Below are 14998 nucleotides of genomic sequence, written 5' to 3'. Positions count from 1 at the left end.
TTTTCAATACATTGTTTTAAATAATAAAAATAATTTATAAACGAATAAGTTTAATTTGGCACACACAGTGCAAATACCCCATTAGTAACATAATAAAATGCCGCCAAACAAAAGGTTGTAGTCGTTCATAATAAAAAGCCTTGGCGTGCAAAATCATACAACGGGAAATGAGACATGCTAAAACTACAAAAAACAATATTGATCAGTGCATTGGCATTAACAGGAATGACATCAACTACTGCATTTGCTGAAGTAACAGCAAATGCAGCAGCCACTTCAAACTACTTATGGCGCGGACAAGAGCAAACTGGGGGCGATGCAGCTGTATCTGGCGGTATTGATTACGCTAATGAATCTGGCTTTTATGCGGGTACTTGGGCGTCAAATGCGTCTTGGGCCGATGAAATGACCTACGAGCTAGACTTATACGCAGGTTTTGGCGGCGCAATTAATGAAAGCGTGAGTTATGACGTAGGGTATATCTATTATGCCTACCCTGATGCGGCATCAGGTGCAGATGCAGATTTTTCTGAAGTCTACGGTAGCATTAGTGTGCAAGGCTTTACATTTGGTGCAGCCGTACTTGCAACTTCTGCTGCCAATGGTGACGGTACTGATTTTGGTGATTCATTGTATCTAAATGCCGATTACAGCTTCGCTGTTGGTAGCAATGGCACAGAAATGGCGCTACACATAGGGCATTACTCAGGCGATTTCATCGGTGATGACAATATTATTGATTATGGTGTATCTGTGTCTAAAGATGGTTTTACTTTTGGTCTATCAGATAACGACATGGACGGCTCAGATGTAAAAGCTTATGTAGCCTATGCTGTAGACTTTAACCTATAAAAAGAATGTGTTACTTGCTGCAACACTAAGGGGCCGTAAGGCCCTTTCTCGATTAGAGCGGTTTAAAAATGCTCATAATCCTCTCTAGGGTTAGCTACTAAAGCGCCCTACTATATTACCCGCCTCGGTCAATCAACGACTACCTAGCTGCCGTTAAATATTTCCGCGTTATGCTAACTCGCTTAAATAAGCATTATTGTGTATTGGCATTATATTCTCTGTTTCAAATAAGCTTTTTATACCAATTCGCTAAAATAAAAGGCCGCACGAAATGCGGCCTTTAAATAACTTAGCGTTAAAACTTAGCTAAATTATTTTTATTGTCTTTATCTACAAGCTTAATGTAAGGGTCTATCCCAGCGTACATGGGTTTTTCTTTTACTTTAAGTTCGATGGTGTTTGCACCTGACACTATTTGATGTTTTTGTGAATAAATCACAAAGTCTTCGGCTAGAAGGTTTTCAGGATCATCATTGAATAATGCAATATCAATCATTTCATCAAGTGGTTGTTCGGTTTCTTCACCTTGGCCATCGGCACGCTGTTTCGTTGCTTCAACGCTCAGTGTTACCGTGTAAAAACCCTCGCTATCAGTGCTATCTGTAATCGATACCTCTTTCATTTCAAGCTCATAAAGTGTTATATACTTAAACTGATCATCAATAAAGCGTTGCTCTGCTTTTGTTGCATCTCGTTTTAAATAACTGAGTAAATCGAGTGTGGTGGGGTATGGCGTTGATTGGTATTTAAACTCATTCAAAAATGCTTTAAGTGCTGCATTTAAGCGTTTTTCACCTAAGCGATCATATAGCGCCATCATCACAACAGAACCTTTATTGTAGTGAAGATACTGCTGAGCCTGCGTTTTATACAGCGGCATTTCTTCAAACGCTTCCCCTGTACGACCCATTAAGTATTTGTCTAGCTCGTATTTTAAAAACTTACGTAGCTTCTCGGCGCCAAAGCGTTTTTTTAACACCATAAGCGCACTGTATTGGGAGAGCGTTTCTGATATAACGGCACTGCCCTCTACATTAGCCCCTGATACTTGATGTCCCCACCATTGGTGCGCCACTTCATGTGCGGTTACATAATAAGGGAGGTCAACTTTACTCTCATCCCTTAAATCAGTAACAAAACCAATACTTTCTGAGTAAGGCACTGTATTGGCAAAACTTTGCGCAAATGAGCGATATTTTGGAAACTCAATAATACGTAACTGCTTATGCTGATACGGGCCAAATGCTTGGGTATAGTAATCTATTGAGTCTTGTACCGACTCAATCATACGGTCAACATTCCATGCATGATCTTTGTGGTAGTACACTTCAATATTTACACCGTTATGCTCAACCTTTTTGCTTTCAAGTTCAGCCGAAAGCACAGAATAAAAGTTTAAAATAGGGGCATCCATTTCATAAACAAAAGTACGGCGCCCGTCTTTTACACTCTCACTTTTTAAGTAACCAGGTGTAATTGCAAATTGCGACTCATCGGTAGTTACCGTTGCTTTATAGCTTATAAACCCATTATCAGGACCAAACTCATTTTGCGTATAATAGCGGCTGTCTTCTAGTTTATGCGCACGTTCAAGTTCGGGTAAATCGTGCTTACGACGCTCATACTTATCCGCAATTTGAAAATACCTTTGATAACCAAAATTCGGTAATAACTCTCTATTATTTATAAATGTACCGTTATACACCAGCTGAGTATCTGAATACCTATCAACAAAACCGTTATGCTCTCGGGAAACTGAAAGCTCACCTTCGCGAACTTCATTAGGCATTAGCGGTTGTTCAAACTCAAACCATACCATATCAAACTCAGGTAAACGCTCTACTATTTTACCGCCGGCCATTTTTACATCCCAGCTTTTAGCGTGGTTAGGCTCGTTAATTAACACACGGGCTATTGGCTCGTTAGCGGTATTAGTAAACTTAATTTTTGCAACGGCGGTTAATGCACGCTTTTTAGGGTAAATATCAATGTGTAAATTAACATCGGTTATTACAGGGAGTGGCAAATCTTTGTATTGTGAAAACTCTTGTTCATAGCTTACTTGAAGGGTTTCGTTATCATCACTTGTTACAAACTCGTTGAGCATACGGGTGTTGTGATAAATGTTATAACCTGCTCCCACAAATACCAATAAACTTATAGCGGCAGCAATTTGACCTTTTAAAGACATGTTGTAACGTATTAAAGATAAGCGAGTGCGCAATGTTTGCGACGGGCCGCGATGCCATAAAGCAAACCCAACAATAGCCAAAAATACACTTAATGCGCCCCAATATAAGGTGTACCAATGCGCGCCTTGTAAAAAGTGTCCGTAACCGTTTATATCAGAATACGGTACGCTACTACTTTGCGAAAAGTGATACATGTGATGCTCAAATCCGTAAGCACCCATTACCATTTGGGCAATGTAATACAGAATAAATAACCCCATACCTATATATTTATTAGGGCTAATTATTTGCAAAAAGAACGCCAAAATAGCCATCATAATTAAAGGCAGTAACGTAAGATAACCTAACCTAAATAAGTACTGGCCAAGCTCTAGATTAAATTGCCCCTTAAATAGTTGTACTGCAATGGTAAACATCATACCTACTAAATAAAGACCAAAAACCGCAGTGATTAACGCAATAATTTTAGATATCCAAAACACACTGTTATGAACTGGGAAACTGTCAACAATATCGCCCATACCACTGTGGCGCTCCCGCCAAACCAGCTCTGCGCTGTAATAAGCAATAATGATAAACATAAATAAGCTAGAGGTGTTTTGAATGATGCTCACCATATTTTGTGTCAGTGGCCAATCCGTTGTGCCATACGCGCCAATAGGAGCAAAGAGTGGCACAAGCAACATAGTAATACTTACACCGGCTAAAATCATAAAAGGCGCACTTAATATAACCTGCTTAAGTTCAAATAAGCTGCGCATTACTAGTTGCGATTGCGTATTGATCCCTTTTGATTTGTAATTTTTAGCCTTGCTAATAAGTGCTGCTTGTTTATTTTTTACAAACGTAGATACAGCAAATTGTTTTTTTTGTTTTTTAGTTACTACGCGATTACCTAACTTCCCTAGGCCAAAAAACATCGCTAAGCTTATTGCTACCCACAAAATACGGTTAATCAAAAAATCGCCCGAGAGCGTTAACACTTCGGTATTTTTATCACTTACAGTCCAATAACGGGTTAAGTCAATTAACGAACCTGACCCAAATGGATCGGCGTATACAACAATATCTCTAAATGCTAAGTCATCAAAGTAGATGCCCGCTATTTGGTAGGTTATAAAAATCACTACAGCTGTAACATATACCGCCATCATGGTTTTAAAATACACAGCCACACTATTAAAAATAGCCGAAAGTACTAACAAGCTGGGTATTGCTAAATATAAAAAAGGAGCTGTGTAATATATTAACTTATTAGGGCCTACTAGCTCACTATCGAGCCAGCCAACCAATAAACCAAATTGCGATCCAAAAAACACACCCAGCGGCACCGTTAAAAAAACAACTAGCACCACTAAGTAAGCACCAAAAAAACGCCCAGATTGATAAGCAAGAGGGTTAACCGGCTTACTAAACACCAACTCATCCATTTTGCTCTCACTGTTGCGAATAGCTGAGCTGGCAACAAAGTTAACCACTAAAAACATAGCAAGCGTACAAAAGGTAACCGTTAAAACCATAATGGTATAAGGCGAGTTCATATGAACATTAGCCCCGCCTAACGGAAGCTTACTACTAGAGCTTATAAAAAACGCCATAAAAAAGAAGATTAATGACGTCACATAAAACGAAGGTTGGCGCACAAAATAGCGCAGTTCAAACGCAAGCATATTAAAAAACATAGCGCCCCCTTATGCTACTTGGCTGTTACGATGATTAAGCAACGCAGAAAAATACACATCTTCTAGGTTTGCGTTACTCGTTTCAAAGCCTTCGGGTGCTTGCTCTGCTAATACATGTAATATGGTTTGCCCAGCAAATAAGCGTTTTGAAATAACAGGCAGTTGTGATTCAAGCTCTTGCGCTTCTTCTTGGCTCATGGCCTTGCGCCAAATTTGCCCTTGCAGTTTATCGGTAAGGGCAATTGGATTACCCTCTAATAGTATTTTACCGCCAGCCAGTACAGCCATGTTTGGGCAAAGCTCTGCTACATCTTCAACAATGTGGGTCGATAATATAACTACTTTTTGCTCGCCTAAGCTTACTAACAAGTTATGAAAACGATTTCGCTCCTCAGGATCTAAACCTGCAGTTGGCTCATCAACAATTAGTAAATCAGGGTCGCCCAATAATGCTTGTGCAATACCAAAACGCTGGCGCATACCCCCCGAAAAACCACTAACGGCTTTTGAGCGATGTTGATATAAATTAGTATGTGCAAGCAAGCCTTCCACCGACTCTTTACGTTCTGCTTTGTTGTGAATACCTTTTAAAACAGCCATATGATCGAGTAAATCGTAAGCGTTAACACGCGGATATACACCAAAATCTTGTGGTAAATAGCCTAAACGCTGACGCAATGCTTGTGGGTCTTTAAACACATCAATGCCATCAAAAGTAATAGAGCCCTGATCAGCTGACTGCAATGTAGAAATAGTTCGCATTAACGACGATTTACCCGCACCATTTGGCCCAAGTAATCCGAACATACCTTTACCAATTGATAAATCAACACCTTGAAGTGCATGTACGCCGTTGTCGTAGGTTTTTGATAACCCTGTTATTGATAGCATTTTTTACTTCCTTGAATTGTAAGTATTATTTTTATGCTGCTTTATACCACATTAAAAACAGGAACATAAGTTAGTAACTAGTTAACTTTGTAACAATAAATAAACAGAAATTCATTCTAATAACACTTGCTTAGAAATGAGCCTCTCGGTATAAAAACAAAACACTCTAAAAATAAGAAGCGAACAGCCATGCAAGATCACAAAAGCCAACCATTAACCGATTTTATAGAATACCCGCCAGAGGCAATGCTCTCGCGCGCAAAGGAGTTTTTACAAACGAGCCAGCGCCGTCATAGTATTCGCAGCTTTAGTAACCGCCAGGTGCCAAAAGAAATCATCGAAACCTGTATTAAAGCAGCAGGTACAGCACCTAGTGGTGCAAACCACCAGCCTTGGCATTTTGTGGCCATTAATAGTAGTGATGTTAAAAAGCAAATACGAGAGGCCGCTGAAAAACTAGAGCGCTCTTTTTATGAAGGTCGCGCAGGCGAAGAATGGCTTGATGCATTGAAACCATTAGGTACCGATGCTAATAAACCCTATTTAGAGCACGCACCATGGTTGATTGCAGTGTTTAGTCAAAAAAAGGGGGGTGTAAATACGGACGATAAAAACACTAATTACTATGTACATGAATCGGTAGGGCTGGCCACTGGTTTTTTAATTCAAGCACTACACCGAGCAGGCCTTGCAACCCTTACCCACACCCCAAAACCAATGAGCTTTTTAACCGATATTTGTGGCCGTGATAAAGACAACGAACGTCCTTATATGCTATTAATTGCAGGCTACCCCGATGAGCATGCAACGGTGCCTCTGCATGCACTTGATAAAAAATCGCTGGATGAAATAGCCACATTTATTTAACCCGAACTCTGGTTATTTAGTTATTGGTTGATAATCCACTGCTATTTTATCGCCAGCCTTAAGGCCCGTAATAACATGTTGCTGATTATCAAACTGCTCACCTAAGCGTACAAAACGACGCTCAATTTTGTCTGCATTAATGACATACATCATACTAAGCTGTCCAAAATCATGGATCCAACGAGGGTTTACCAGTACACCTTGGGTGCTTTCAAACGGTAAATGCAATTGTGCATATAACCCAGGGATCATCCCTGGCTGTGGTTCAATTTCTAGTCGTATAAGTAAGCTACGTGCAGCGTTATCAACAACAGGTATAATTTCACTGATATTGGCAGCTGTTGTCATATCGAGCGAAGGTAAACTCACGTTTAAACGATCGCCTAATTTAAGCCTTACTGCTTGTTGCTCTCGTACATTAAAGGCAAGTTGAAGTTGCTTTGGATTGTAAAGCGTTAACAACGGTATGCCAGGTGTAGCTGTATCGCCAGGTTCAGCTAAACGCTCAACAACGACACCAGATATAGGGGCTTTAATTTGCGTGTAGTTAAGTGATACTTGCGCCTGGGTTTGCTGCTGCTTTGCTCCAGCTAAGTTGGCAGTTAAGTTATCAAATTTTGCTTTAGCATCATCAAGCTCACTCACTGGTACTAACCCTTTTGCCTGTAACTCAGTTACTCTAATAAGTTGCTTTTTAGCTTGGTTTAATGAGGCTTGCACCGCATTAATATTTGCCTCACTTTGTGCCAGCATCGCTTTAAAGTCATCTTGCTTAAGGGTGATCAATAAGTCACCTTGATTAACTTTATCACCGGCACGTACTTTGAATTGCTTTACTTGTGCCATTACATTTGACGAAATTTGAGTGTTTTGTTTCGCAATTACACTCCCCGGTACATGCTCTGTTCGCGAAATAGTTTGCAGCTCAACAGTGACCACCTCACCTTGATATTGAGTAACTGGCATCTCTTTTAACCCTGCAGGTTGTTTATCACTAAAGCTACCGGCCATGTATAGCACTGCTACAATAACTACAACCAATGCACTGATTGCGCCTAAAACTTTTGATTTACCCTGCATGTGCTTCTTCCTCTGGGTTTGTAAACACTAAATAATAAACAAGCGGTACAACAAATAACGAAAATACGGTAGACGCCACGATGCCAAAAATAATTGCTATGGCTAATCCGCTAAATACTGGATCAAGTGTGATCACTAAGTTACCTAACAAAGTAGTTCCGGCGGTTAATAATACTGGGCGCATTCGTACCGCCCCTGCAGCAATAAGTGCCTCTTTTATTGCCATCCCCTGAGTTCGTGCTTGGTTAATAAATTCGACTAAAATAAGTGAGTTACGAACGACAATACCTGCTAAGGCAATCATGCCTATCATCGCAGTAGCGGTAAATAATACCGGCTCAGGAGCCCCCGCTATGGTGCGTTCACCAAATTGATTGAGTAACCAAAACCCAGGCATAATACCAATCACAGTTAATGGAATGGCCGACATAATAATCAGCGACAAACTAACAGATTGAGTTTGAATGCGTAAAATAATAAATATAGCACTGAGCGCAAAGGCAAAAGCAATGCCCATATCCCTGAACACATCAATGGTGATACGCCACTCACCTTCACCACTAAAGTTAACATCAGTTCCTTGCGGTAATTGCCATGGCGCGGTTCCGCCATTATTAAAAAAGTGCCGTGTTAACCATACGCTTTTTTCAAACCCATGATCACTTACGTTTAAATCGGCATTTACATCCGCAATAATCTCTGCAGGCGTGCGTCCATTTAGTTCCGCCATCACATAAATAACGTCACGCTGATCTTTACGCATTAGTGTGTCGGCCACGTTTAATGGTTTAAACTCTCCCAGCTCTGAAAGCGATACTAAAGGCCTTGGTGCACTTGTTATACCTAACTCATTACTGGTTTTAGCTAAGTCCCTATCCCCTCTTACTTGCAGCGCAAGTAATTGTGAAAGCTGATTACGTTCGCTATAAGGCAATTGTAATTGTATTGGAATCGGCTGAGTTTCATTGCTTACATACAACACACCAACCTGTTGCCCCTGCGAAGCAATACTGAGTGTTTGTGCAATATTTTGGGTAGCAACAGCACTGAGCGCTGCTTTGGTCTTATCCGTAATAAAACGCTGTAATGGCGCAGAAGCAACCAAAGAGGTATCAACCTCAACAACATGAGGCTCTTGGCGTAAACGTGCAACAACATTTTGAGCTGCCTGCCTGTGGGTATGCTTATCAACAAAGGGGTCACGATACACTTCAGCAACTAAAGTGCTCAATACCGGTGGCCCAGGTGGTACCTCGACCACTTTGATAACAATGCCATTTTTTGCTAAAGGAGCAAGTTGTTCGCGTAGCCGCATAACCACACCATGCGATTGATGATCTCGTGCTGATTTATCCACCAGCAATACTCTGAGCTCTGCTAAGTTAGCGGCTTCACGGCGATAATAACCACGCACCATGCCATTAAAATCCATACTGGAGGGCTGCCCAATATATGCGGCTATTTCACTTACTTCATTTAACTGCCATGTGAGGGTTTGAATCTGCTTAGTAAATGCAGCCGTGCTCTCTAGACTAGTACCCTCTGGCATATCTATAAGTACTTGCAGCTCATTTTTATTATCAAAAGGCAGGAGCTTTAATGGCACCAAGCGCATCACGGGTAACATGGCGCTGATAATAAACAATCCTAACGTTATCCATAGCACCCATTTAGCTCGCCCTTTTGAGGCAAGTAATGGACTGAGTAGTCTTTGGTATAAACCCGCTTTAGGTTCAAGATCAGGTTGTTCTAAGGTGTTTGGTTTAAGCAATTTCATTGCCAGCCAAGGAGTGACAAAAAAAGCTACCAAAGTAGACACCATGACACTAATGGGCACGTTAAACGCCATGGGTGCCATGTATGGCCCCATCATTCCGGTAATAAACGCCAGTGGAATAAACGCCACCATAATGGTGAGTGTAGACATAAGCAAGGCATTTCGAATTTCGCTCATTGCGCCAACAACATGTTGTTTTTTATCGCCTTTATTATTTATAAAGCGACTAATATTATCAATCCCCGTGATAGGGTCGTCTACCAGTAAGCCTAATGATAAAATAAGCGCAAATAAGGTCACCCGATTAATGGTGTAACCAAATGCAAAATCTAATGAGAGTGTAATGCCATAACAAATAGGAACCGCCAGCCCAACCACTACGGCAGGACGCCAACCTAAAAACACGCCAACAAATATCACCACAGTAAACACTGCAAACACTAAACTTGATGTGAGGTTATTTACTTTTTCATTCGCAGTTTGGCCATAATCTCTAAGTACTGTATAGCTAACTTCTGGTGGCAGTAAGGTATTTGCAAGTTCATTCATCGTGGTATGAACATCATTTGCAACAGCAACCGCATTAGTCCCTGTTTGCTTGGCTACGCTTAAAGTAACCATAGGTAGCTGCTGCTGATCAGTAGATTGCGCTAACCATTGGTAATGCTCAGTTTCACTAGGGCCATCGCTGACTGTTGCAATGTCCATCAAGTAAACACTTTTACCATTAACCACATTAACAACTAATTGCTCTACCGCTGATTGTGTTCTTAGTACATCACCTGCCTGAATTGCAATTTGCTGCTGATTATCAACCACACTCCCTACTTGGGTGAGTTGGTTTGATACATTTAATGCGTAAAAAACATCGTTTACCGTGGTTTGATGGGCAGCCAGTGCGCTGGCATTTAAATTGATGATAAGAGTACGCGTACGCCCCGAAATTACTTTAACTTCACTGGTATGCTCAATGCGTTGTAAACTATTAGCAATTTCGTTAGCAAAACGAGTTAGTTCATAATCACCATAGAGTTGCGGGTCTTTACTGTAGAGGCCTAACATCACAATAGGCACGTCATCTACTTCTATTGGACGAATTTGCCAACTTTCGATCACCGATGCCATTGTATGCTGATAACTATTTAATTTTGCATAGGTATCTAAAATAGCTTGTTCGCGGTTGTGCCCTACTTCAAAACGCAGCGTAACCACTGTACTGTTAGTTTGTGTGGTTGAGTAAATATGCTCAACTCCCACCAGCTGAGCCAGTAACTTCTCGAGCGGTTGTGTTACTAACCTAGCGACTTCAGGCGCCTCAACGTTAGGTGCTGATACATAAATATCGAGCATGGGCACAGTAATTTGCGGCTCTTCTTCTCGAGGTGTTTGATTTAGTGCAAATACCCCAAGTAACAAAGACATCACAAAAATAACAATCGGAATGCGACCACTTAAACTACTTTTTACCGCATTGTCTATTAAGCTCATTGCACTTAGCCCTTACAAAATAACCCATACAAGGTACCAAGCAAAACGACCGCATTTTCATCAATGACACGATAATAAATGGTTTGGCTCTCGCGGCGCGTAGCCACAATGTTTGCTTTACGTAGCGCTGCTAGGTGCTGAGATAACGCAGACTGCGCTAATGGCACGGCTTCATTAAGCTGTGATACGCTCATTTCGGAATCTTGCAAAGAACATAAAATCATTAAGCGATTTTTATTGGCTAAAATTTTTAATAACTGCTCAGCTTGTTCTACATTGCCGGCCATGGCAGTAAAGTCAATATTCATATTATGCTCTTATTCTAAAATAGAGCCTGAGTATAGGACGTTAGATTAGAAAAGTCTAATATTAGATTTTACTAATATAGATATATCTAATATAGTGGCTGTACTGAACTAAATAACTGGCCTACTATAATGAAACTAAACAATGCACTCAGACTAATCGCTGGCATAATGATTATTGTGTCGCTCTTATTACAAACTTATCATGATCCTAAGTGGATTTACTTTACAGCTTTTATCGCAGTAAACTTAATTCAATCAGCTTTTACTAGCTGGTGCCCAATGATCACTCTATTACGCAAACTTGGCTTTAAGGAATAAACACCATGCTAACCCCTATTCCAGATTTACTAAAAATTATTACCCCTAATCAGCGCCGTATTGATGCCGAACAAGCAAAGAAAGAACTTGAGCAAAATAAAGGCTTACTGATTGATGTGCGTGAACCCGCTGAACATGCCACCAAAGCAGCTACTGGCGCAATTAACATTCCACGCGGGTTACTTGAAATGAAACTTATGGAAATAGAAAAAGACGCAGCCCGTCCTATTTACTTACATTGCGCTAGTGGCGCGCGTGCAACATTAAGTGCTGAAGCGCTGACCCGAGTGGGCTACGAAAACGTCACAGTTATTACTTGTAAAGCTGAGCAAATTTGCCAAGTATTTTAATATAACTGGCATCACAACTTCATATAAAAGTCATACTGGTCGGATAAGCTCGTACTTTTGAATTAACGGTACAGAGTAATGACGTTTACACGAAGAAGTTTTTTAAAGGCCTCGGCGGCAGGATTTGGTGTTGCTGTTATATCATTAGGGTTAACAGGTTGTCGGTTTGACGACGATGATGATTTCATTGAGATTAGCTTTGATCATGGCGTTGCCAGTGGCGATCCGCTAGCAGATAGCCTAATTTTATGGACTCGTGTAACACCAAAAGATCCAGCTACCAGCAGCATTAAAGTGCAATGGCAAGCCGCGACAGACGAAAACTTTAGTGCGATTAGTCACGATGGCGAAGCTTATATAAGTGCAGCCACAGACTTTACCCTTAAAGTGGACTTACAAGGTCTAGACGCTAATACCAATTACTACTACCGCTTTATTTCTAACGGCAAAACCTCCCCTATTGGCTCAGGTAAAACATTACCAACAGGCAATATTGATAAAGTAAAGCTGGCAGTTGTGTCGTGCGCCAATTATCCTGCTGGCTTTTTTCATGTTTATGGTGAAATAGCAAAGCAACCTGACTTAGATGCGGTACTCCATTTAGGCGATTACATATACGAATATGGAAATAATGGCTACGCTACTGAAGACGCAAGTAGCTTAGGTCGTTTACTACCTGAAGATAACAGCAATGAAATTATTAGCTTAACTGACTATCGTAAACGCTATGCCCACTACCGCACCGATAGCAATTTACAAGCAGCTCACAGTAATTGCGCCTTTATAACAATATGGGACGACCATGAGGTTACTAATGATACTTGGCGTGAAGGTGCAGAAAACCATAATGACGGTGAAGGTGAATTTAGCGAACGTAAACTACATGCCCTACAAGCCTACTTTGAATGGATGCCTTTACGTAATGTAGCTGATAAAGAACGTATTTATCGTCGTTTTGAATTTGGTAATTTAGTGTCGCTATACATGCTAGATACCCGTGTGCTCGCGCGTGATGAACAATTAAGCTACGGTGATTTTGATTTAACCAGCGCACAAGGACAAAGCGATTTTGTTAGTGCTGTTAGTTCACCCACACGCGCATTACTGGGTAGTGAACAACTAACCTGGCTCACCGATGGTATGACAACCTCAAGTTCAAAATGGCAAGTACTTGGCCAACAAGTGTTAATGACCAAGATGCACTTGCCGTTTGAAGTGCTACAGCTTTTAGTGAGCCTGCAGGTAAGCCAAGCAAATGGTGCTGACACTGGTGCCCTGCTTGCTCAAGCATCAGCATTATTTGCTGAGCTGGCACAAATTAAAGGCCGCATTCTAGCCGGTGATCCAACAGTAACTGATGCAGAACGTGCGCGTGTTGATACCACCGCACCTTACAATTTAGATGCCTGGGACGGCTACGCCTATGAGCGTGAGGTACTGCTTGGTACAGCTATTGCTGCACAAAAAAACTTAGTAGTGTTAGCCGGCGATACTCACAATGGTTGGGCTGGGCAATTAAAAACTGATGCGAGCAATCCAATAGCCGCATCACAAAATGCGGGAGTTGAGTTTGCCACCTCTTCAGTGTCTTCGCCAGGTCTTGAAAAATACTTAGCACTAAATACACAGGGCCCTGAAGTTACGGCACAAATGGAGCAAGTAATCCCATTATTGGTTAATGATCTTATCTATAACAACTTAGTCGATAGAGGTTACTTAACCGTGACCTTCACTCAAGAACAAGCAAGCGCTAAGTGGAATTACGTAAGTAGCATCAAAACTACCTCTTATGAAATGCAAGCCGAGCGCAGTAAAGAATTACGTATGCTAGCAGGTCAGCCTATAATACAAGGGTAAATTACTGCAGACATGAAAAAACCAATCTAAGGCTCATAACTTCTTTAGATTGGTTTAATAAAAATAACCTGTTTTCAAAGAGAGCTGTTGGTTACTTTTTCTCATCCAATAAAGTAACTAACATTTGCTCGATATTTTTTACACTGTAGGCCAGCGAGCGAATAAGTTCGACTTGGCTTTGTGGCTCGTCTTGTTTTACTTGAACGGGTTGTTCTGCCGTGAGGTTATCTTTTTGAGTCAAAATGGCTTCACGAAATTCACTGGCATCAACTACCCCAAGTAACGATACCAACGCACCATGTCCCGACTGCCCTGCTGTTTCAAAACTTAACCGGTATAGACCAAACATGCGCATTAGCGGCCCCTGACTCAACCCGACATCAGTGATTTTTTCTAGTGGAATCGATTTTTCTTCTTTAAATAAAATACCGCGCTTCACCACTAGCTTGCGCTCTAGTAAATCGGCCGACATAGCGGCTAATACTCGACTTGCGACTAACCACACTAAAAGTAATACAACGGGTAAAAGCACAATAGTTACAACTGGAAAAAGGCTAAATATTGCAGCTAAACACATCCAGTACTGTTTGACTTTGTTATCAAAAGTAGCACTTTTTAAAATTATATTAGACATCGTTTTATCACTTTTAAATTATAGTTTTTTTAAGTTACATTAATTACCAACTGTACGCAATTCAATCAATTTGATAGTTAAAATCCAATAACTACTTTAATCGCAAGCGCGATAAATACCGCACCTAACAGCCTATCTAACCAGATATTTTGCTTAGTAAAACCAAAGCGCTTTTTAGACACCTCAGTAAGTAAAGCCACCAATAAATACCAGCCTGTATCTATCACAAAAACCGTTAAGCACATAATAACGCCAATATTTAAAGTAAGGTTCTCTGGGTCGATAAATTGTGAAAATAACGCCAAAAAGAAAATTGCTAGTTTGGGGTTTAAAAATGCAATGGCAAAGCCATCTTGTAACGCCTTAGAGCTGCTCATGTCGCTTTGCTGAATGTTTAGCTCGCTGTCGTTGGGCTTTGAAAATAGTATTTTCAAACCTAAATATGCTAAATAGGCTGCCCCTAAATACACTAAAAATTGGTACACAGTAGGAAATTGCAACATCAATGCACCTAATCCCAACAGTGAAGCTGCGGCATATAAGCCCACTCCAAAACCATGACTTAACGCTGCCAGCATGCCATTTTTCATGCCACCGCTTAAGCTATGTTTTAATACCACAGCTAAACTGGGCCCGGGAGACATCGCCCCCATCATGCACACCAGTGCTAAGCTCAACCATAATGATAACGCCATTAGTAAC

General features: G+C 40.9%; 12 protein-coding genes. 5 read left to right on the top strand and 7 right to left on the bottom strand.

Translation table 11 applies throughout. From position 1 onward, the window contains the following. Nucleotides 1-174 precede the first annotated feature (174 nt). Nucleotides 175-852 (top strand): TorF family putative porin, encoded by a 678-nt coding sequence (locus tag CWB77_RS04725; RefSeq protein WP_109875756.1) that lies wholly within the window; start codon nucleotides 175-177, stop codon nucleotides 850-852. A 295-nt stretch (nucleotides 853-1147) separates the two neighbouring features. Here CWB77_RS04725 and CWB77_RS04720 read toward each other — a convergent pair whose 3' ends face one another. After that, nucleotides 1148-4726 carry an ABC transporter permease/M1 family aminopeptidase gene (locus tag CWB77_RS04720; protein WP_138621573.1) on the bottom strand — a complete coding sequence of 1193 codons (3579 nt, stop codon included), beginning with the start codon at nucleotides 4724-4726 and terminating at the stop codon, nucleotides 1148-1150. A 9-nt stretch (nucleotides 4727-4735) separates the two neighbouring features. Further along, nucleotides 4736-5617, bottom strand: a complete 882-nt coding sequence (locus tag CWB77_RS04715; protein WP_010392484.1) for an ABC transporter ATP-binding protein — start codon at nucleotides 5615-5617, stop codon at nucleotides 4736-4738. A 189-nt stretch (nucleotides 5618-5806) separates the two neighbouring features. On the opposite strand from CWB77_RS04715, the gene CWB77_RS04710 reads away from it, so the two are divergent. Then, nucleotides 5807-6484 (top strand): nitroreductase family protein, encoded by a 678-nt coding sequence (locus CWB77_RS04710; RefSeq protein ID WP_138594046.1) that lies wholly within the window; start codon nucleotides 5807-5809, stop codon nucleotides 6482-6484. 12 nt (nucleotides 6485-6496) lie between these two features. Here the strand turns inward: CWB77_RS04710 and CWB77_RS04705 are convergent, their stop codons facing one another. Genes CWB77_RS04705 through CWB77_RS04695 form a run of 3 tightly spaced genes read right to left on the bottom strand, consistent with a single transcriptional unit; the run spans nucleotide 6497 to nucleotide 11137 of the window. After that, nucleotides 6497-7564, bottom strand: coding sequence for an efflux RND transporter periplasmic adaptor subunit (locus CWB77_RS04705; protein WP_138570686.1), 1068 nt, complete (start codon nucleotides 7562-7564; stop codon nucleotides 6497-6499). Further along, nucleotides 7554-10829, bottom strand: coding sequence for an efflux RND transporter permease subunit (locus tag CWB77_RS04700; RefSeq protein WP_138621571.1), 3276 nt, complete (start codon nucleotides 10827-10829; stop codon nucleotides 7554-7556). The genes CWB77_RS04705 and CWB77_RS04700 overlap by 11 nt, the downstream gene beginning before the upstream one ends. Nucleotides 10830-10834: 5 nt before the next feature. Continuing rightward, nucleotides 10835-11137, bottom strand: a complete 303-nt coding sequence (locus tag CWB77_RS04695; RefSeq protein ID WP_010392476.1) for an ArsR/SmtB family transcription factor — start codon at nucleotides 11135-11137, stop codon at nucleotides 10835-10837. Nucleotides 11138-11266: 129 nt separating this feature from the next. Between CWB77_RS04695 and CWB77_RS04690 the strand changes: the two genes are divergently transcribed. The 3 genes from CWB77_RS04690 (at nucleotide 11267) to CWB77_RS04680 (ending at nucleotide 13662) form a co-directional block, all read left to right on the top strand. Beyond that, complete coding sequence (locus CWB77_RS04690; protein ID WP_010392474.1) at nucleotides 11267-11455, top strand: YgaP family membrane protein; 189 nt, start codon at nucleotides 11267-11269, stop codon at nucleotides 11453-11455. 5 nt (nucleotides 11456-11460) lie between these two features. Next, nucleotides 11461-11805, top strand: a complete 345-nt coding sequence (locus tag CWB77_RS04685; protein ID WP_138570688.1) for a rhodanese-like domain-containing protein — start codon at nucleotides 11461-11463, stop codon at nucleotides 11803-11805. A 78-nt stretch (nucleotides 11806-11883) separates the two neighbouring features. Then, a complete protein-coding gene (locus CWB77_RS04680; RefSeq protein ID WP_138621569.1) occupies nucleotides 11884-13662 on the top strand; it encodes an alkaline phosphatase D family protein in 1779 nt (592 codons plus the stop codon). A 91-nt stretch (nucleotides 13663-13753) separates the two neighbouring features. On the opposite strand, the gene CWB77_RS04675 is transcribed toward CWB77_RS04680, so the two are convergent. Together CWB77_RS04675 and CWB77_RS04670 are read right to left on the bottom strand one after the other, a co-directional pair. Beyond that, on the bottom strand, nucleotides 13754-14296 hold the full coding sequence (locus tag CWB77_RS04675; RefSeq protein ID WP_138570690.1) for a PH domain-containing protein: 543 nt from the start codon (nucleotides 14294-14296) through the stop codon (nucleotides 13754-13756). 77 nt (nucleotides 14297-14373) lie between these two features. Beyond that, the gene (locus tag CWB77_RS04670) at nucleotides 14374-14991 is read right to left on the bottom strand and encodes a LysE family translocator (protein WP_055012716.1); all 618 of its coding nucleotides are present in this window, start codon (nucleotides 14989-14991) and stop codon (nucleotides 14374-14376) included. Between the last annotated feature and the right edge of the window lie 7 nt (nucleotides 14992-14998).

The sequence above is a fragment of the Pseudoalteromonas sp. S1610 genome (genome assembly GCF_005887465.1).
Lineage (GTDB): Bacteria > Pseudomonadota > Gammaproteobacteria > Enterobacterales > Alteromonadaceae > Pseudoalteromonas > Pseudoalteromonas undina.
The sequence above is the reverse complement of the archived record's forward strand: the minus strand, read 5'-3'. Positions and strand labels throughout refer to the sequence as shown.